The organism is Microbulbifer sp. ARAS458-1 (assembly GCF_045348205.1).
Classification (GTDB): Bacteria; Pseudomonadota; Gammaproteobacteria; order Pseudomonadales; family Cellvibrionaceae; genus Microbulbifer.
The window spans coordinates 2,630,000-2,648,061 of the sequence record NZ_CP155838.1 but is presented as its reverse complement, the minus strand read 5'-3'; the positions used below and the strand labels follow the sequence as shown (position 1 = coordinate 2,648,061).

Annotated in this window: 17 protein-coding genes; 15 read left to right on the top strand and 2 right to left on the bottom strand. The window is 55.2% G+C overall.

The genetic code is table 11. The features are described from left to right. Nucleotides 1–19 precede the first annotated feature (19 nt). From AAFH99_RS10960 to AAFH99_RS10935, 6 genes are read left to right on the top strand one after another with little or no spacing between them, the layout of a single operon-like run. Complete coding sequence (locus AAFH99_RS10960; protein ID WP_406827753.1) at nt 20–1,873, top strand: TonB-dependent receptor plug domain-containing protein; 1,854 nt, start codon at nt 20–22, stop codon at nt 1,871–1,873. Between the two features lie 36 nt (nt 1,874–1,909). Next, nucleotides 1,910–2,524 carry a cob(I)yrinic acid a,c-diamide adenosyltransferase gene (cobO, locus tag AAFH99_RS10955; protein ID WP_406827752.1) on the top strand — a complete coding sequence of 205 codons (615 nt, stop codon included), beginning with the start codon at nt 1,910–1,912 and terminating at the stop codon, nt 2,522–2,524. A gap of 13 nt (nt 2,525–2,537) precedes the next feature. Next, the gene (locus tag AAFH99_RS10950) at nt 2,538–4,013 is read left to right on the top strand and encodes a cobyric acid synthase (RefSeq protein ID WP_406827751.1); all 1,476 of its coding nucleotides are present in this window, start codon (nt 2,538–2,540) and stop codon (nt 4,011–4,013) included. Then, on the top strand, nt 4,010–5,032 hold the full coding sequence (locus AAFH99_RS10945; RefSeq protein ID WP_406827750.1) for a FecCD family ABC transporter permease: 1,023 nt from the start codon (nt 4,010–4,012) through the stop codon (nt 5,030–5,032). Before AAFH99_RS10950 ends, AAFH99_RS10945 begins: the two co-directional genes overlap by 4 nt. Beyond that, nucleotides 5,032–5,814: a heme ABC transporter ATP-binding protein gene (locus AAFH99_RS10940; RefSeq protein WP_406827749.1), complete on the top strand. Its 783-nt coding sequence runs from the start codon at nt 5,032–5,034 to the stop codon at nt 5,812–5,814. The genes AAFH99_RS10945 and AAFH99_RS10940 overlap by 1 nt, the downstream gene beginning before the upstream one ends. Nucleotides 5,815–5,831: 17 nt before the next feature. Continuing rightward, nucleotides 5,832–6,779 (top strand): cobalamin-binding protein, encoded by a 948-nt coding sequence (locus AAFH99_RS10935; RefSeq protein WP_406827748.1) that lies wholly within the window; start codon nt 5,832–5,834, stop codon nt 6,777–6,779. 3 nt (nt 6,780–6,782) lie between these two features. On the opposite strand, the gene ycaC is transcribed toward AAFH99_RS10935, so the two are convergent. Then, nucleotides 6,783–7,526, bottom strand: coding sequence for an isochorismate family cysteine hydrolase YcaC (ycaC, locus tag AAFH99_RS10930; RefSeq protein WP_406827747.1), 744 nt, complete (start codon nt 7,524–7,526; stop codon nt 6,783–6,785). 355 nt (nt 7,527–7,881) lie between these two features. Here ycaC and AAFH99_RS10925 point away from each other — a divergent pair, with 355 nt between their 5' ends. From AAFH99_RS10925 to AAFH99_RS10915, 3 genes are all read left to right on the top strand, one after another. Next, the gene (locus AAFH99_RS10925) at nt 7,882–8,295 is read left to right on the top strand and encodes a thioredoxin family protein (RefSeq protein ID WP_406827746.1); all 414 of its coding nucleotides are present in this window, start codon (nt 7,882–7,884) and stop codon (nt 8,293–8,295) included. Next, the gene (locus AAFH99_RS10920) at nt 8,295–9,008 is read left to right on the top strand and encodes a cytochrome c biogenesis CcdA family protein (protein WP_043316277.1); all 714 of its coding nucleotides are present in this window, start codon (nt 8,295–8,297) and stop codon (nt 9,006–9,008) included. The genes AAFH99_RS10925 and AAFH99_RS10920 overlap by 1 nt, the downstream gene beginning before the upstream one ends. Nucleotides 9,009–9,192: 184 nt before the next feature. After that, a complete protein-coding gene (locus AAFH99_RS10915; protein WP_043316279.1) occupies nt 9,193–9,903 on the top strand; it encodes a haloacid dehalogenase type II in 711 nt (236 codons plus the stop codon). A 100-nt stretch (nt 9,904–10,003) separates the two neighbouring features. Here the strand turns inward: AAFH99_RS10915 and AAFH99_RS10910 are convergent, their stop codons facing one another. After that, nucleotides 10,004–10,423: a TraR/DksA family transcriptional regulator gene (locus AAFH99_RS10910; RefSeq protein WP_406827745.1), complete on the bottom strand. Its 420-nt coding sequence runs from the start codon at nt 10,421–10,423 to the stop codon at nt 10,004–10,006. Between the two features lie 167 nt (nt 10,424–10,590). Between AAFH99_RS10910 and AAFH99_RS10905 the strand changes: the two genes are divergently transcribed. The 6 genes from AAFH99_RS10905 to AAFH99_RS10880 all read left to right on the top strand — a co-directional run bounded on the left by AAFH99_RS10905 (nt 10,591) and on the right by AAFH99_RS10880 (nt 18,028). After that, nucleotides 10,591–11,151 carry a DUF2796 domain-containing protein gene (locus AAFH99_RS10905; protein ID WP_406827744.1) on the top strand — a complete coding sequence of 187 codons (561 nt, stop codon included), beginning with the start codon at nt 10,591–10,593 and terminating at the stop codon, nt 11,149–11,151. A 3-nt stretch (nt 11,152–11,154) separates the two neighbouring features. Then, nucleotides 11,155–11,637, top strand: coding sequence for a Fur family transcriptional regulator (locus AAFH99_RS10900; protein ID WP_406827743.1), 483 nt, complete (start codon nt 11,155–11,157; stop codon nt 11,635–11,637). Beyond that, nucleotides 11,603–12,643 carry a CobW family GTP-binding protein gene (locus tag AAFH99_RS10895; protein WP_406827742.1) on the top strand — a complete coding sequence of 347 codons (1,041 nt, stop codon included), beginning with the start codon at nt 11,603–11,605 and terminating at the stop codon, nt 12,641–12,643. Before AAFH99_RS10900 ends, AAFH99_RS10895 begins: the two co-directional genes overlap by 35 nt. A gap of 188 nt (nt 12,644–12,831) precedes the next feature. Continuing rightward, nucleotides 12,832–15,264, top strand: coding sequence for a M1 family metallopeptidase (locus AAFH99_RS10890; RefSeq protein ID WP_406827741.1), 2,433 nt, complete (start codon nt 12,832–12,834; stop codon nt 15,262–15,264). Nucleotides 15,265–15,281: 17 nt separating this feature from the next. Further along, nucleotides 15,282–15,767, top strand: coding sequence for a DUF6702 family protein (locus AAFH99_RS10885; protein WP_043316289.1), 486 nt, complete (start codon nt 15,282–15,284; stop codon nt 15,765–15,767). Between the two features lie 77 nt (nt 15,768–15,844). Continuing rightward, complete coding sequence (locus AAFH99_RS10880) at nt 15,845–18,028, top strand: M3 family metallopeptidase (RefSeq protein WP_043316291.1); 2,184 nt, start codon at nt 15,845–15,847, stop codon at nt 18,026–18,028. Nucleotides 18,029–18,062: the final 34 nt, after the last annotated feature.

Sequence of the window (18,062 nt, the reverse complement as noted above, 5' to 3'; positions counted from 1 at the left end):
TGTCCTTAGGGGTTGAACCTTGAATAAGATTCTATTGAGCTGGGCCGTTGCATCGGCTGCCAGCGTACCGGCGTTTGCCAATACCACCGATACCCAATCTGTGACTGAAGGTGCGGTTCCCGACCTGGAAACCATCATCGTCGTCAGCGCCCGTCAGGGCGAGCCACTGCGTCGGGTGGCCACTTCCGTCTCTGTGTTGGATGAGACTGATATCAAGGCACGCGGTTTCGCTTCGCTGGCGGATGTTCTACGCAGTGTTCCGTCTGTTTCTGTTTCCAACTCTGGTGGCATGGGTAAGGCAACCACCTTGCGTGTGCGTGGTGAGGATGGCTTCCGTACCCTGGTGCGTATTGATGGCGTGGATATTTCCGATCCGACCAGTACCCAGGGCGGTGCCCATATCCAGCATATTCTCACCAATGACCTGGGCCGTGTTGAGCTGCTGCGCGGCCCACAGGGCATGCTCTACGGCGCGGATGCCGGCGGTGTCCTGGATATTTCCACCCGCCGTGAAGAAAGCGGTCACCAGATTGATGTGAGCGCCGAAGGCGGTAGCTTCGATTCAAGACGCTACAACGCCAGTGCCGGCGGGAGCACCGAGTCTCTAGACTATTTCGTCTCTGCCGCCAAGGCACACACCGCCGGATTCAATACCAGCGTCAACGACACCGAGCTGCAGGACGATGACGGCTACAACAACGAGACACTGCACGGCCGCGCCGGCTGGAATATCTCCGAGCAATGGCGCCTGGACGCGGTAGTACGCGATGTGGATGCCTCCAGTGAATACGACCGCTGTGGTTGGCCGGTAACGCAGGATGTGTGCTCCGACGCGTTTAGCCAGCAAAATGCCCGCGTCAGCCTTGCTCGCAATGGTGAAAGCGGCCAGCAGGAGCTTTCCTATTCCCGAGCCGACCTGAATCGCACCAGTTACACCGCGGGTATCGTTTCCTACGATACCGAGGGCGATATCCAAAAGCTGAATCTGAATGGAAATGTCGACCTGAGTGGCAACCAGGCGCTTATCTATGGACTTGAGCGCCGCGAAGACTCGGTGCGCGATATGAGCCGCGATCAGTGGGCGGCTTATTCTGAATACCAGGGCAATTACGCTGAACAGCTATTTTTTACCCTCGGTCTGCGCCACGACGACAACTCGGATTTCGGCAGCCACAACAGTTTCCGGGCCAGTACCGCTTACCTGATCGATCAGGTTGCTAACGGGGCGATCAAACTGAAAGCCAGTTACGGTACCGGCTTCCGTGCTCCGAGCCTGTTTGAAATCGACTACAACCGCTCGCAGAACAACCCTGGCCTAGCAGCACTCACGCCAGAGGAAAGTCGCGGTGTCGATCTGGGTATCGAATACTTCGGTGAGAACGCACTGCACCTGGAGTTCGTGCTGTTCGATCAGATCATTGAAAACGAGATTGGCTTCGATCTGGTTGGTTACACCGGCTACCTGCAAAGCGGTGGCGAAAGCCAGTCCCGCGGTGTGGAGCTGATTGCTGATGCTCAGGTCACCGAGACCCTGCTGCTCTCCGCCAACTATACCTACACCGACTCGGAAACCGTCGCTGACACCCCGCGTCCGCGCCGCCCGAAGCAACTGGCTAACCTTGGCTTTACCTATCAGCCCACCAGTGCACTCAGTGTCGCAATGAACCTGCGCTCCAGTGCCGACGGAGTCGATATCGACGGCTCCAGCATGGATGATTATCAGGTGCTGGACGCCAGCGTACGTTACGCGCTGAACGCTGCCACCACCGTATATGTTCGCGGTGAAAACCTCACCGATAAAGACTACGTAGAGGTGGCCAGCTACAACACCGCCGGTGCCGCGGCGTATACCGGTGTAGAATTCAGCTTTTAAACCCGCATTTGCCGTTTATAGACCCAAGAGGTGACCATGTCGGACGACCAGCAGAAGAAAAATGCACGGCACAAAGCGGCCATGCAGAAACAGAAAGCCAAGGTGGATTCCCATATCGCCGCGGCGGACACCGAGCGCGGTGTCGCGGTTCTGCTGACCGGCAATGGCAAGGGAAAGTCCAGCTCGGCTTTCGGCATGGTCATGCGCGCCCTTGGATACGGCCAGAAAGTGGGCGTTGTGCAGTTTATCAAGGGCGCGCAACTTTCCGGTGAAGAGCTGTATATCAAGCATCAGTGCCCACAGGTCACTCTGTACCAGATGGGCACCGGGTTTACCTGGAACACCCAGGATCGCACCGGCGATATGGCGGAAGCGGAAAAAACCTGGGTAGAAGCGGTAAACATGCTCACAGACGCCAGCTACGATCTGGTGGTGCTCGATGAGCTGACTTATATGCTCGCCTACAAATACCTGGACGAGCAGAAAGTACTGGATGCAATCGGACAGCGACCACCGGAGCAGAGTGTGGTTGTCACCGGTCGTGGTGGCGGCAGTGCACTTCAGGCCTTGATGGATACGGTTTCCGAAGTGAAAGATGTCAAACACGCGTTCAAAGCGGGGATCAAGGCCCGCAAAGGCGTGGACTTCTAGCGGGCGGACCACCATGTCAGTATTGATGGTTCAGGGCACCACGTCCGATGCCGGTAAAAGTACCCTGGTCGCGGCGCTCGGCCGTTACTTTGTTCGGCGCGGTGTACGCGCGGCGCCGTACAAACCACAAAATATGGCTCTGAACAGTGCGGTGACCGCCGATGGTGGTGAAATAGGCCGCGCCCAGGCGCTGCAGGCTCTGGCATGCAATGTCGAACCCCACACGGATATGAATCCGGTACTGCTAAAACCCGCCTCCGATACCGGTGCCCAGGTGATTATTCAGGGCAGGGCAATCGGTAATATGCAGGCGCTGGATTACCACCAATATAAATCCACCGCACAGGCTGCTGTGCTGGACTCGTTCAACCGTCTGCACAATCAGTACGACCTGGTACTGGTGGAAGGCGCTGGCAGCCCTGCGGAAATCAATCTGCGGGAAAATGATATTGCCAATATGGGCTTTGCCGAAGCGGTCGACTGCCCGGTGATATTGATCGCCGATATCGACCGAGGCGGTGTCTTTGCTCATCTCGTCGGCACCCTCGAATTACTCTCCGAGTCCGAACGCAACCGGGTTATTGGCTTTGTGATCAACCGGTTTCGCGGTGATATCAAGCTATTGGAGTCCGGTCTTGATTGGCTGGAAGACTACACCGGCAAACCGGTGCTCGGTGTATTGCCCTATCTGCACGACCTCTATCTCGATGCGGAAGACGCCATCAGCACGCAGCAGGTGAGTACCTCCGGCAAACTGAAAGTTGTCGTGCCTGTGTTACCGCGCATCAGCAACCATACAGATTTCGATGCATTGCGATTGCACCCGGATGTGGACCTCGAATTTGTCAGCGTCCGCGAGCCGGTTCCCGCCTGCGATCTGATCATTCTTCCCGGCAGTAAAAATGTGCGCGCCGATCTGGCGCACCTGAAGGAAAACAACTGGCCACAGCAGCTGGACAGGCATCTCCGCTACGGAGGCAAGTTACTCGGTATTTGCGGTGGGCTGCAGATGCTCGGCACGGTGGTGCGTGATCCCGATGGTATTGAAGCGGAGCCGGGTAGCGAAGCGGGTTTGGGCTATCTGGAATTCGCAACCACCTTGATGCCGGAAAAGGCACTGAAAAACGTCAGTGGACTTATCTCCATCGACGGCTCCAATTCTGAAGTGTCGCTGCAAGGCTACGAGATTCACTGCGGAATCACGGCAGGGCCGGCGCTGGAGCGGCCAGCTGCACACTTGATTTCAGAAAATGGTGAGCGCCGTCCCGATGGTGCAGTCAGTCCCGATGGCCAGATCCTGGCAACTTATATCCATGGGCTGTTTGACACCCCGTCCGCACAGCAGGCGCTGCTGAACTGGGCCGGGCTCCAAACCGCCGCTGCACTCGATGTACACGCGCACCGGGAGCAACAACTGAACCGGCTTGCGGACACGATCGGCGAACATATGAATCGCGATTGGCTTGCGCAATTTGAGGGGCCCCGATGACCCTCGCTCGCCGTCGCAGTCTCAAATTCGCCTGGTGGTTTCTGCCCGGCTTGCTCGGGTTGAGTTTTATAACTGCCCTGGCAATTGGTGCTGTTTCCCTGTCATTTGCACAGGTAATCGGTGCGCTGACGGGGTTTGGTGAAGCAGGGCTGGCATCGGATATTGTCCAGGCAATCCGCCTGCCGCGCGCCTTACTCGCGGCCGCAGTGGGCGCGGTGCTGGCCATCTGCGGCGCCATGTTGCAGGGGCTTTTTAGAAACCCCCTGGCGGATCCATCACTGATCGGCGTCACCGCGGGTGCGTCCTTCGGCGCGAGCCTGGCGATTCTTCTGGGCGCGCAAGTGGCATCGGCGTTTGGAAGTTTACCGGTAGTGTCCGTTGCCGCATTCTGCGGTGGGCTGGTGGCCGTGGCGCTGGTCTATCACGTTGCCAAAGGAGTAACCGGCACCTCGGTAGCCACCATGCTATTGATGGGGATCGCGGTTACCGCGTTTTCTGCCAGCCTTACCGGGCTGATGGAGTATTTTGCCGATAATGAAATGCTGCGCCGTATCAGCCTGTGGCGCATGGGCGGTCTGGACGCAGCCAGTTATCCCCGCGCATTCCTGATGTTGCTGATTCTTTGCGGGCTGGTTGCCACCATGGTGCGTTTCGGCGCGTCTCTCAATGTGCTGTTACTGGGAGAATCCCAGGCGCGGCACCTCGGAGTGGATGTGGAGCAAACCAAAACCTGGTTGATTGTGCTCGCTGCGGCCGGTGTCGGCACCTCGGTGGCGGTTGCCGGCAGCATCGCATTTGTCGGCCTGGTGGTCCCGCATATGGTGCGTTTGTGGGTAGGGCCGGATCACAGGCAACTGCTGCCACTTTCCGCCCTTGCCGGTGCGAGCCTGTTGCTCATATCCGATACCCTCGCGCGCTCCATCATCGCGCCAGTGGAAATTCCAGTCGGTCTGATAACGGCGCTTATCGGAGTCCCGTTCTTTGTGTCACTGCTTCGCAAAAGCCGGGAGTCGCTCTGATGGCCCTGTTGCATGCAGAAAATGTCACGGTCTGTGCAGACCAGCGGGAACTGGTCAGCGGTGTCGACCTGGATATCAATGCCGGAGAACTGGTGTGCGTGATAGGCCCAAATGGCGCGGGCAAGTCCACCTTGTTACGGGCAATTTGTGGTGAAGCGCAGCTGGCACATGGACAGGTCCACTTTAAAGGCGCAAGCATTGAACGCCTTTCGCCAAGGGCGCGGGCCAGCCAGCTTGCGGTATTACCCCAGCACAACCCGTTGTCTTTCGCATTTACCGGTCTCGAACTGGTCGCACTCAGCCGAAATCCCCACGCCACCGGTATCGCCCGCGACCAGGAAATCTGTATGGAAGCCATGGCGGCCCTCGATGTCACGCATCTGGCTGGCCGGCTGTATCCGTCACTTTCCGGCGGTGAACAGCAACGCCTGCAACTGGCCCGTGTTATGGCGCAAATCTGGTGCGCGGAAGAGGTTGGGGACCGGTTGTTACTGCTCGATGAACCGGCGAGCAGCCTGGATATCGCTCACCAGTACGAAATGATGAAAGCGGTCCGAGCATTCGCCCGTCGCGGCGTAGCGGTAATAATGACGGTGCACGACCTCGCTCTCGCCAGTGGCTACAGTGACCGTATCCTCGCGCTAAAAGAGGGGCGCTGCATGGCGTATGGGAACGGAGAAGCGGTGCTTACCGCCGCGATCCTATCGAAGCTGTATGGCTACGGGGTAACCGTAGTGACGCATCCAATCACCGGTAAGCCGCTGGTTTTAGCAAATGAATAACGTTTCGAGTCGGTCCCATGTCCAATAAGCTAAACAAACCCACCAAGCGAAACAGATTTTCGCTCGCTTCAGGGCTGGTGCGCACCATCGGACTCCTATTGACCCTGTGTACCTCCACCACGATTGCCGGGCAGCCAGTGCGAGTCCTGGATGCGCGCGGTCATTGGCTGGCGCTTCCCCAACCCGCGCAACGTATCGTGGCATTGGCACCGCACATCGTAGAAAACCTTTACAGCGCCGGGGCGGGCGACCGGCTAATCGGCGTAATAAGTCACAGCGATTTCCCCGCGGCGGCACGACAGTTACCACAAGTCGGCAATTACAAATCCATCAACTATGAAACGCTGCTGGTACTCAAGCCGGACCTCATTGTTGCCTGGGGCTCTGGAAACGGTGATGAAATGATTCAGAAGCTACGGGATCTTGGCTTCAATGTGTTCGTCACCGAATCCCGCACGCTGGAGGATATTCCGCGCAACATTCGCCTGTTTGGAAAATTGACAGGTACCGGAGAAATCGCGGATCGGGCGGCGACACAATGGCTAGATCGCCTGCATGCTTTGAGGCAGGCTCACAAAACGCAGGCAGAGGTCAGCGTGTTGTATCAGGTCTGGAACGACCCATTGCAGACGCTGAATGGTGACCACCTGATCAGCGATGTGATCGAAGCCTGCGGCGGTCGTAATGTCTTTGCCGATGCCGTCGTGCTGGCGCCCAAAATCAGTATCGAATCGGTGCTGAAGCGGGATCCGGATGTGATTATCGCCAGTGGTATGGGCGATGCACGCCCGGACTGGCTAAATGACTGGAAAGCATACCCGGGCTTGAGCGCGGTCAAAAATGGCAACCTTTACCACGTCCCCCCCGATATCATCCAGCGACATACCTTTCGCATTCTGGATGGAATGGAAATGTTATGCCGCCAGCTGGAATCAACACGGGCCGGTCAAGCGCCCAAGCAATAAATTTCACTTCTGCTGGGAAGAGAAGCTCTGCATGAGGTTTGCATAGTGGGGGAGGTGACTGGCCAGCACACCGCCAAAACCCTCGATATCGTTGCGCCAGTCGCGATGCAGCTCACCAGCCACACTAAACCAGTTCATCAACTGCGCGCCAGCCTGCTGCATGCGGCTCCAGGCCGCGTCTCGGGTAACGCTATTGAACGTTCCTGATGCATCTGTCACCACAAACACGTCGTAACCTTCTTCAATCGCCGAGAGCGTCGGAAACGCCACGCATACGTCGGTAACCACACCGGCAATGAGTAGCTGTTTTTTCCCGGTCGCTTTCACTGCCGCCACAAAGTCTTCGTTGTCCCAGGCATTAATCTGGCCCGGCCGGGCAAAGTAGGGCGCATCGGGAAAGGCCTCTTTGAGCTCTGGGACCATTGGACCGTTGGGTCCGTCTTCAAAACTGGTGGTCAAAATGGTCGGAATATTGAAAAACCTGGCAATATCAGCCAGTGCCAGCACATTGTTTTTGAAGTCGTCGGGTGAAAAATCGCGAACCAACGACAGCAAACCCGCTTGATGGTCCACAAGAAGCAGTGTGACATCATCTTTATCCAGTCGCTTATATGTAAAGCTCATTGTTACATCCTTGTATCGATAAAAAATTATGAATTTCACCGTGTTGTCTATGATCGGTGATGCGGTAGCAATTGTAGTGGTGGTGGTGCGACCGGGTCGGTCCTTAAGTGAAAATTCTGGCACCGAGTCGCTCTGAATGACTCTAGGTAACGTTCGAGTCGGAGATACATTCAATTAGTCTGTTTGATCTTACTGGTGGATTGCGGGACGGTTGAATCGGAAGAGCTGAAGGCGCTGGGTGAAAGAATGCGGAAACACAGAAGTGCACTAAAAATAAACGGCACTAAAAAATTCGACTTTCCGGTCATGGCAACTCACTCGGGTCACCGCCGCAATACAGCTGCCTCATGGCGACGAAACGATTTTCAGGCGCGGTGAGTGGATAGAACCTCGTGAAACCTTTTGTTGAGCGTTCGCTCAAATATGGTTAGAGTAGATCGTAGCTCTGCTTTACAACCATCCAAAAGGAATCACGAGAATGCACAACGTAATAAAAAAGCTCAGTCTGATCACTATCCTGGCGCTCGGTTTGGCCACAAGCGCACTGGGGCAGCAAAAGGAGCCTTTTGATGAGGCCCGCTTCAAGGCCTTGAAGGCCGCCGGAGAGGTGGTCCTGGTGGATGTTTTTGCCGAATGGTGCCCAACCTGCGCGAAGCAGCAGGAAGTGCTGGAGCAATATCGTGCGCAGAATCCCGATAAGCAGTTTCATGTACTGGTGGTGGATTTCGACCAAGACAAGGAGTGGGTACGCCATTTTCGCGCACCGCGCCAGTCCACACTGGTTCTCTTTGCCGGCGAAGAGCAGACATGGTTCAGTGTGGCGGAGACCCGTCCTGAGGTCATTGCTCGAGAGCTGGATAAGGCGATTGCCGCTGCACAAGGCGACATGTGATGGGACTTGAGCTGGCCGCCATACCCTTGGCGTTGATCGCCGGCATTGTCGGCATTCTGTCCCCATGCGTGTGGCCACTGGTCCCGGTCGTCATGACCTCCGCAGCCAGTGGTGGCCGCACTGGCCCCATTTTTATGGCGCTCGGGCTCGCAACCGCCTTCGCCGTGGCCGGCACCGTGTTGACGCTCCTCCTCATTAATCTTGGCCTGGATCCTGTCGCCTACCGTAACTTTGCTGCGGTACTGCTGATCCTGGTGGCGCTGACCCTACTGTTTCCGCAATTGGGGAATTGGTTGAGCGGACAACTGTCCCGCTTGACCGGACGTTTCGGCAATAGTGGCGGTGGCGACCACACGAGTGCTGGGGGACAGTTTCTGGTGGGGGCGCTATTGGGCCTGGTATGGCTACCCTGCGTGGGGCCCACGCTAGGCGCGGCCATCGCTCTTGCATCGGTCGGTCAACAGATCCCCTTAGCGTTCGTGGTCATGTTCGCCTTTGGCATTGGCACGGCGGCCGCGCTACTGGCAGCCGCATACGTGTCAGGCAAGCTGTTGGACCGCTGGCGTGGGAACATCATGACCAATGCCGGCCGTGGCAAAAAGATACTGGGGGCACTGCTACTCGTTCTTGGACTAATGGTGCTGACGGGACTGGACAAAGTACTGGAGGCGTTTGCACTGGGTATTCTGCCCGATTGGGCGCTCTCTCTGTGATCAAGCTTAACCCTCGACACGGATTTAATTCGAAACGGCGCCGCAGGATTTCTCCAGCGTCGGCGTCAAACCAAATACAGCAAATAATGTAACCGTTATGAAAATTTATCGATTAATACAGAAGATTGCCATTGTAACGCTCGTGATTTTTTCAGCATCCGCTATCGCACAGGAGGTTTCAGGTATGGATAAACCATCCACTGCAGCGAAGAAGCTGCCGAAAGTCATCGTCTTTGATGTGAACGAGACACTACTGGACCTGGAGTCCATGCGCGCGTCGGTCGGTAAGGCACTGGAGAATCGAGCAGAGCTGCTGCCACTGTGGTTTTCCACCATGCTGCATAATTCGCTGGTTACCACAGTGACCGGTGATTATCACGACTTCGGTAAGATTGGGGTGGCCTCTCTGATGATGGTCGCCAAAAATAATGGCATCGAGCTCTCGGAAGGGGAGGCGAAGACCGCAATCGTCACACCGCTGCTCAGTCTGCCACCCCATCCGGATGTGGTCCCGGGGCTGAAGTCCTTGAATAAACAGGGGTTCAAACTCGTCAGCCTGACAAATTCTTCCAACAACGGCGTCAAGACCCAGTTTGAAAATGCCGGCTTGACGCATTTTTTCCAGGCACGTTACAGCATTGAAGATATCCAGATCTATAAGCCCGATTTACGAGCTTACCGCTGGGCATTGGCACAGCTGGGTGTACAGCCAGACGAAGCGCTGATGGTGGCTGCACACGGATGGGATGTGGCTGGCGCGAAGGCTGCGGGCATGCAGACCGCCTTTATCGCACGCCCTGGTAAGGCACTCTACCCACTGGCTGCGGCACCGGATTATGTGGTGGACAATGTCACAGAGCTGGCTGAGTTGCTCCAGCAGGCCAAGCGCCGCTGACGCGACGGCCGGAACGATAGAAAGCGGTACCGACAGACGATACTGATGGGCGTAACGGCATTCCCACAGGGTCGCGGCTGTAATGAGCTGCGACCGCATTTTACCGCTGTTTGCGGAAATTGCGCTCCTGTTGTTCCTGGCGGGATTTCTCCTCAAAGGAGAGCTCGGCCGTGGGGCGCAGCAGTAGTCTTTTCAGCCCGATCGGGTCGCCGCTGACCTCACAATAGCCATAACTGCCGTCATCGATTTTATCCAGAGAGCGCTGAATTTTGCGCAGTAAAAGGTATTTTCGCTCCGTGAACCGCAGGCACTGACGGTTTTCCTCTTCCGCTACCGCGCGATCGAGCTCATCCGCTGCATGCAGATCTGCGGTAGCGATGGCCTCGCGGGCACTATCAATTTCAGCGCGGGTTTCCTCTTTAAGTAACTGCAATCGATGCCTGAAGAACGCCAGCTGCTGGTCATTCATGTACTCTTCCGCAGGCATTTCCAAAAGTTCGTCTTCGGAGATTTGTGGCATAGGGGTGAGCGTCACTGCTGTTGCTTATACTTGTCACCAGATGATATGGTGTAACATAAGCATGGTGCAAGTATTCTTAACTCAGTGTTCATACCTATAGGTCTGTCTGTACTGCCCGGATACTTTCCGGGTCCACACAGGGCATTATCACCGTGAGGTTCTTTACCGTGACCAATCAACCAAAGTTGTTCCTTCTACCTCTTGCATTGGTGGCAATAGTGGCTAGTGCACAACAGGACGCCCATGTACATGGCGAAGCGCAACTCGCTATAGCTGTGAACGGTAACGAGCTTCATATTGAATTTGAATCTCCCGGCGCCAACCTGGTCGGGTTTGAGCATGTGCCGCAAAATCAGAAACAAGAGCAGGCGCTGGCAGTGGCTTCTGGAGAGCTTGCCGCACCAAACCAGCTATTGCAGTTCGAAGGCACTGAGTGCCAGTTGCAGAGTGCAGAAGTCAAGCCGCCACACACAGATGCAGGCCAACATCACGCCCACCATACCGGCCACACGGATCATTCCGATGCGCATGAAATTCACTCTACACATGCAAACTTTCGCGCGGCTTACCATTATCGGTGCGATAATGTAGCCGCACTGGATACTATCAACGTTGTATTGTTTTCGCGTTTTCGTGAAATTCATACAATCAATGCGCAGTGGCTGACAGCCACCAAGCAGGGGGCAGCCACTCTTACCGCAAAAAGCCCTAAGCTCCAAATGAAATAGCCGATGAACCCTACTCAGATCAACCGAACCTTGAGCGCTGCCGAAGCTGCTTGCCGGGTATCGGGGGCCCGCCTGACTGCAAAACGTAAAAATGTGCTCGCGGTACTGCTGCGATCACAAAAGCCTTTGTCGGCTTACGATATAGTGGATCAATACAGTCAGGATTACGGTGAACCCATACCCGCAATGTCGGTCTACCGCATGCTGGATTTCCTGGCGAACGAAAATCTCGCCCACAAGCTCAATTCCGAAAACAAATTTCTTGCCTGTGCCCATATCAACTGCAGTCACCATCACGGAACACCTCAATTTCTAATCTGTTGTAGCTGCAATAAAGTGAGTGAGATCGCCATCAAGTCCGACCTCATCACCGCCCTTCGCGATACGGTAAAAGAGGCCGGTTTCCAATTGCAGTCCTCTCAGTTAGAGCTTGACTGCCTTTGCGCCGATTGTGCCCAACGGAGCCCTACCTGTGCCGACACCTGAATTGATTCAAAAAGTCCCGACCAATGTAATTACCGGATTCCTTGGTGTGGGAAAAACTACGGCGATCCAACATTTGCTCGCAAACCGGCCAGAAAATGAACGCTGGGCGGTACTGGTCAACGAGTTTGGAGAAGTGGGTATAGACGGCGCACTGTTTGGCTCGGAACAAGAAGGTGAAATCTTTATCCGCGAAGTGCCCGGTGGCTGTATGTGTTGCGCTGCCGGGTTACCCATGCAGGTTGCGCTAAACCAGTTACTTACAAAGGCGCGGCCACACCGGTTATTGATCGAGCCCACCGGGCTAGGACACCCACGCGAAGTACTGGAATCCTTATCCAGTCTGGTTCGAAGCGACGTGTTGGACCTGCGCGCCACGATGACGCTGGTTGATGCACGCCACATCATGGATGAGCGTTATCTATGCAATGAGACTTTCCGCCAGCAGATTGAAGTGGCCGACCTGATAGTCGCCAACAAGTCCGATTTGTATGAAGCGGACGAGCTGGAGCACCTGCGGCGCTATCTCACGTTTCTTCCAGGGGATTCCGATAAGCCACTTCAGACCGTGGTACAGGGCAAAATAGAACCCGACTGGCTAGAGGCAGCGAGTACCTTCCAGCACCCAGACAAAGGGGAAAATCATCATCACTCTCCACCGCCAGAATTGAGGGACGAGCCGTTGCCCAAATGTGGGTACCGCAGGGCCGAAAACAGCGGCGAGGGTTATCACAGCTGTGGCTGGCGCTTTGACCCTGCGGTTGTGTTCGAATACGAAAAACTCTTCTCGCTGATCAGTGGTTCAATGAGTGAGCGCATCAAAGGGGTATTTATCACAGAGGAGGGCGTTTTTGGCTTTAACAAAGCGGACGATGTATTGAGTATTATGGAGCTGGATGACACTCTGGAAAGCCGTGTGGAGATGATCAACGCCGACCAGCTGGACTGGGATGCCATCGAGGCGGCCTTGCTCGAATCCAGAACAAACGTCTCCGATAGTGCCCGATAGAGTGGTGAAGGTTTCCAACAGTTTCTTATTTTGACCGGGCGGCCATATGCAAGATAAAGTAACGACCATTCCGACCCTGCCGGGGTGAAACGCTTTGATTCTGCGATAAAACAATATATTGCATGGTTGCCCTTCGGCGACACATCGATATGATGCAACATCGATGTGATATAGCCGGAAACCACCCAATGAGCCTCAAACTTGTCGCACGCCTTTCCGCGGCGCTCTTCACCCTCACCCCAGCAGCCTTGACGCAGGCCGCAGATCCTCTGAACGTGACCGGCGATAAGTTTCGTCAGCTCGACGAATTGCTCCCCACCGCGAACGTGTATCGTAATGCCGGCGGAGAGCCGGGGCACGCCTATTGGCAGCAACAGGTAGATTACCGCATCGATGTGCGCCTGAATGAAGACAAGCGCGCCCTAAACGCCAGCCAGACCATCACCTATACCAACAACTCGCCCGATACGCTCAAGTTTCTGTGGTTCCAATTGGATCAGAACCGCTTCCGCCCGGACTCCATCGCCGAGACTACAGTCACATTCGGCAGCCCCGGCACCCGCGCCGAGTCCCCTGAGGCACCGGCGGGGATTACCTTTGGTGAGCTGCGCCGACAGCAATGGCTTGCCGATAATGAAGTGGGCTACACGATCAGCAATTTAAAGGATGCCAGTGGCACCGAGCTGCGCTCCACCATCGTCGGCACCAACATGCGTGTGGACCTGGCGCGACCACTGAAGCCAGGCGAACAAGTTACCTTCAGCATGGATTTTGCATTCAATATCCTGGAAGAAGATGCGGTTTCCGCACGTTCCGGGTATGAACACTTTCCCGATGATGCCCGAGACGGCGGCAACGATATCTTCCTGCTAGCGCAGTGGTTCCCGCGCCTGCATGCCTATACCGATTATGAAGCCTGGACAAACAAGGAATTCCTCGGCCGCGGTGAATTTACCCTTGAGTTCGGCGACTACGAAGTAAACCTGACCGTACCGGCCGATCATATCGTGTCTTCTACTGGCAGCCTGCAGAACCCCGAGGACGTGCTGACCGCAACCCAGCGCGATCGTCTGGAGAAAGCCCGCAAAGCCAAGCGTCCGGTGTTTATCGTCACCGAAGAGGAAGCGCGGGAAAACGAGAAAGCAGGTACGCGCAAAACCAAAACCTGGAAGTTTAAAGCCGACAACGTCCGTGATTTTGCCTGGGCCTCTTCGCGCAAATTCATGTGGGATGCCCGCGGCTACCAGCAAGGTGGAGACGTCATGCCAGAAGTAATGGCAATGTCTTTCTACCCGAAAGAGGGCGGTGAACTCTGGAAAAAGTACTCTACCGAGTCCGTGATCCACACCATGGAGGTCTACTCGCGCTTTTCGTTCGACTACCCGTATCCGGTTGCACAGAGCGTAAATGGCCCTGTGGGCGGCATGGAATACCCCATGATCACCTTTAACGGCCCGCGCACGACTTTGCATGAAGACGGCAGCCGCACCTGGACCCAGGCGGAAAAGCGCTTCCTGATCGGTGTAGTGATTCACGAGATCGGGCACATCTACTTCCCCATGATCGTCAACTCCGATGAGCGCCAGTGGACCTGGATGGATGAAGGCCTGAACAGCTTCCTCGACGGCGTCGCCGGTCGCGAGTGGGATCCGGAAATGCCGTGGGGGGTAGAGCCCCGGGATATCGTCGACTATATGAAGTCCGATATTCAGGTACCAATCATGACCCAGTCAGACTCTGTACTGCGCCTGGGACCGAATGCCTATACCAAGCCTGCAGCGGCCCTCAACATATTGCGTGAGGTCATCCTCGGCCGTGAACTGTTTGACTACGCGTTCAAGGAGTACTCCACCCGTTGGCAGTATAAACGCCCAACACCGGCTGACTTCTTCCGTACTATGGAAGAGGCCAGCGGTGTAGATCTGGACTGGTTCTGGCGCGGCTGGTTCTATACCACCGATCACGTAGATATCAGTATCGATAATGTGCGGCAACTGCGTCTCGACACCCTGAACCCGGATATCGACTTTGAGCGCCGCCGTCAGGAGGAGGCCGACAAACCGCAGCCACTGTTCGAAAAACGCGAGCGCGATGCCGGCAATAAAACCTGGCTGGAAAGAAACAAGGACATCCGCGACTTCTACGACGAAAATGACCGCTTCACCGTCACCAACAAAGAACGCAATGAATACGCGCAGATGCTGGCAGACCTGGAGCCCTGGGAGCGTGATGCACTGAAGCGCGCGTTGGACGAAGACAAAAATTATTACGTCATGGACTTCTCCAACCTTGGCGGTCTGGTGATGCCGATTCTACTGGAACTCACTTTTGAAGATGGCAGCGTGGAAGAGCGTTACATCCCTGCAGAGATCTGGCGTCGCTCGCCAGCTGCCGTATCCAAACTGGTGGTTACGGATAAAGCTCTGGCTCAGGTAGTGGTTGACCCACGTTGGGAAACTGCGGATGTCAATAATGACAACAACCACTTTCCGCGCCGCATCAACAAGTCACGCCTACAGATCTACAAGGAAGAGAAGCGCACCGACCCGGTCTATCGTGACATCATGCACGACTCCAAAACGAAAAAGGAAGAACCCAAGCCGGGTTTTCACCAGAAGTAATCAGGAAGTAGAGCGCCATGCGGATTCTGTTTGTTTTACTCGCTGTATGGATGGCCTGCAGTGTGCAGGCCCATCAAATGAAAACGGCAATCACCAGGGTTGTGTTTAACGAGCAGACCCAGAGTGTGGAAATCATGCACCGGTTTTATGTGCATGATGCTGAACACGCGTTAAGTGAATTACTGGGAAAACAGGTTTACCTTACCGAGAACAAGGATGCCCAGGAGCAGTTCGGACGCTATGTCACCGGACACTTCCGTATGGGCGTGACAGAAGGAGAACCGTTAACGCTCGATACAATCGGTCAGGAAGTTGACGGTAAATTTATCTGGGTATACCAGGAGTTACCACGTCCAGAGCACTTCTCGGCTCTTTGGTTCGCCTTTGATGCCCTGCAGGACTATTGGCCGGACCAGGTCAATCAGGTAAATGTCGAGGGGCTGGGCAAGGTGCGATCTCTGGTATTTGATCGCAACAGCAGCTGGCAATCCCTAGAGTACTGAACATACATCTCATTACCCGTTGAATTTCAGCTCAAGCTGGCTGGACTTCTACAACAACATCGAAACCGGAGAAACACATGCGTAAATCTCTGCTCGCGGTCGCAATCGTGGCAATCACGGCCTGTTCTGAGTCACCTGAGTCAGTTGCCAACAAAGATAAGCAAGTCACGGGTGCGGAAAACGCGCAGGTAGCGGGCGACGTCACCGCTGCCGCCGTCCAGAACAACCCGCTACTCAAGGCAAGTCCTCTGCAGTACCAGGCGCCAGACTTCAGCAAGATTAAAGATGAGCATTTCGAGCCAGCTTTTGAACAGGGAATGAGTGAGCATTTGCAGGAAATTGATGCAATTGCCAAGAATTCCGAGAAAGCGAGCTTTGCGAACACGATTGTCGCCATGGAGAAATCCGGTGCGCTACTGACCCGTGTTTCTCGAGTATTCTTTAACCTCTCCGGCACCGATAGCAATGAAGCCCGTCGCGCGCTGCAAAGCAAACTCGCTCCCAAGCTGGCCGCGCACTGGGATAGCATATACCTGAACGATGATCTGTTTGCGCGCGTTTCTGCCCTGTACGATCAGCGTGTCGCTCTGGAGATGGACCCCGAGTCCGATCGCCTGCTGGAAGTGTACTACGATAACTTCGTGAAAGCCGGTGCCAAGCTGTCTGCGGAGGAAAAAGCGAAACTTCGTGCGCTAAACGAAGAACATTCCACTCTTACTACCCAGTTCAGCCAGAACCTGCTTAAGATCACCAAGGAAATAGCGGTGGTCGTGGACGATAAGAGCGAACTGGACGGGCTTTCCGAAAGCGCCATTAAAGCGGCTGCGGAAGCAGCGAAAGACGCTGGCCACGACGGAAAATATCTGATCAGCATCACCAATACCACCCGCCAACCGGTGCTCGCCTCTCTGAACAACCGGGAGCTCCGCCAACGTATCTGGGAAGCGTCAGCAAACCGCGGTACCTCCGGTGAACTGGATAACCGCCCCATCGTTCAGCGCCTGGTTCAAATCCGCGCACAGAAAGCCGAGCTGCTCGGCTACGACAATTGGGCAGAATACCAGCTGACCAACACTATGGCGGAAAAGCCAGAAAGTGTGCTTAACATGCTCAACTCCATGGTTCCGGCAGTTGTCGCCAATACGAAAGCCGAACAGGCCGATATTCAGGCGATGATCGAGCGTGAAGGCGGCGACTTTGAGGCCCAGCCCTGGGATTGGGCTTACTACGCTGAAAAAGTCCGTCAGGATAAATACGACCTGAATGAACAGGAAGTACGTGAGTACTTTGAGTTCAATCGTGTACTGAACGACGGCCTGTTCTACACCATGAACCGTCTCTACGGTATCCGTTTCGAAGAGCGCCCGGATCTCCCGGTCTACCATCCCGATGTGAAGGCATACGAACTGTTTGATCACGACGGCAAAAGCCTGGCTATTTTCTATGCGGATTACTTTGCCCGTGATGGCAAACGTGGCGGCGCCTGGATGAGTTCTTTTGTTGGCCAGTCCGGACTGCTTGAGCAGAAGCCCGTGGTGGTGAATGTCATGAACATTCCAAAAGGCCCGGAGGGCGAGCCCACGCTGGTGAGCTATGACCACGTGACTACCATGTTCCACGAATTGGGTCATGGTCTCCACGGCATGTTCTCCAATGTCCGTTACCCCAGCCTGGCTGGCACCAGCGTATCCCGCGATTTCGTCGAGTTCCCGTCAACCTTTGAGGAGGACTGGGCCGGATTACCGGAAGTACTGGAGAATTACGCTTACCACTACAAAACCGGCAAACCTATTCCGGCAGAGCTACTGGAGAAGGTGCAGAAAGCCAAAAACTTCAATATGGGCTTCGACACTCTGGAGTATATGTCTGCAGCCTTGCTGGATATGGAGTGGCACGCACTACCAGCGGACGCGGAACTTCAAGACGTAGAAAAGTTTGAGGCAGCGGCACTGAAAAAGCATGGTGTTGACTTGGCCGCAGTACCGCCACGCTACAAGTCCACCTATTTCGCCCATTCTATCGGTGGTGGCTATTCTGCCGGCTATTACGCATACATGTGGAGTGAAATTCTGGCCGCCGATGCCTTCGCGTATATTAGAGAGCGCGGTGGTTTGACGCGTAAGAATGGAGACTGGTACCGCAAGAATATCCTTGAAACCGGAAACTCCCGTCCGCCGATGGAATCCTATGTCAAATTCCGCGGCCAGGAACCCACCACTGAAGCGCTGCTTGAGCGCCGTGGTCTCAATTCAGAAGGCTAACGTGTGCTGGAAGTGCATGTAAAAGCGACGTGAA

Bases quoted from the DNA above. Each gene is read 5' to 3' on its own strand.
- AAFH99_RS10950 (WP_406827751.1), top strand. From the start codon at position 2,538: ATGTCAGTATTGATGGTTCAGGGCACCACGTCCGATGCCGGTAAAAGT.
- AAFH99_RS10935 (WP_406827748.1), top strand. From the start codon at position 5,832: ATGTCCAATAAGCTAAACAAACCCACCAAGCGAAACAGATTTTCGCTC.
- cobO (WP_406827752.1), top strand. From the start codon at position 1,910: ATGTCGGACGACCAGCAGAAGAAAAATGCACGGCACAAAGCGGCCATG.
- AAFH99_RS10925 (WP_406827746.1), top strand. From the start codon at position 7,882: ATGCACAACGTAATAAAAAAGCTCAGTCTGATCACTATCCTGGCGCTC.
- AAFH99_RS10885 (WP_043316289.1), top strand. From the start codon at position 15,282: ATGCGGATTCTGTTTGTTTTACTCGCTGTATGGATGGCCTGCAGTGTG.
- AAFH99_RS10915 (WP_043316279.1), top strand. From the start codon at position 9,193: ATGGATAAACCATCCACTGCAGCGAAGAAGCTGCCGAAAGTCATCGTC.
- AAFH99_RS10880 (WP_043316291.1), top strand. From the start codon at position 15,845: ATGCGTAAATCTCTGCTCGCGGTCGCAATCGTGGCAATCACGGCCTGT.
- AAFH99_RS10890 (WP_406827741.1), top strand. From the start codon at position 12,832: ATGAGCCTCAAACTTGTCGCACGCCTTTCCGCGGCGCTCTTCACCCTC.
- AAFH99_RS10940 (WP_406827749.1), top strand. From the start codon at position 5,032: ATGGCCCTGTTGCATGCAGAAAATGTCACGGTCTGTGCAGACCAGCGG.
- AAFH99_RS10920 (WP_043316277.1), top strand. From the start codon at position 8,295: ATGGGACTTGAGCTGGCCGCCATACCCTTGGCGTTGATCGCCGGCATT.
- AAFH99_RS10910 (WP_406827745.1), bottom strand. From the start codon at position 10,423: ATGCCACAAATCTCCGAAGACGAACTTTTGGAAATGCCTGCGGAAGAG.
- AAFH99_RS10900 (WP_406827743.1), top strand. From the start codon at position 11,155: ATGAACCCTACTCAGATCAACCGAACCTTGAGCGCTGCCGAAGCTGCT.
- AAFH99_RS10945 (WP_406827750.1), top strand. From the start codon at position 4,010: ATGACCCTCGCTCGCCGTCGCAGTCTCAAATTCGCCTGGTGGTTTCTG.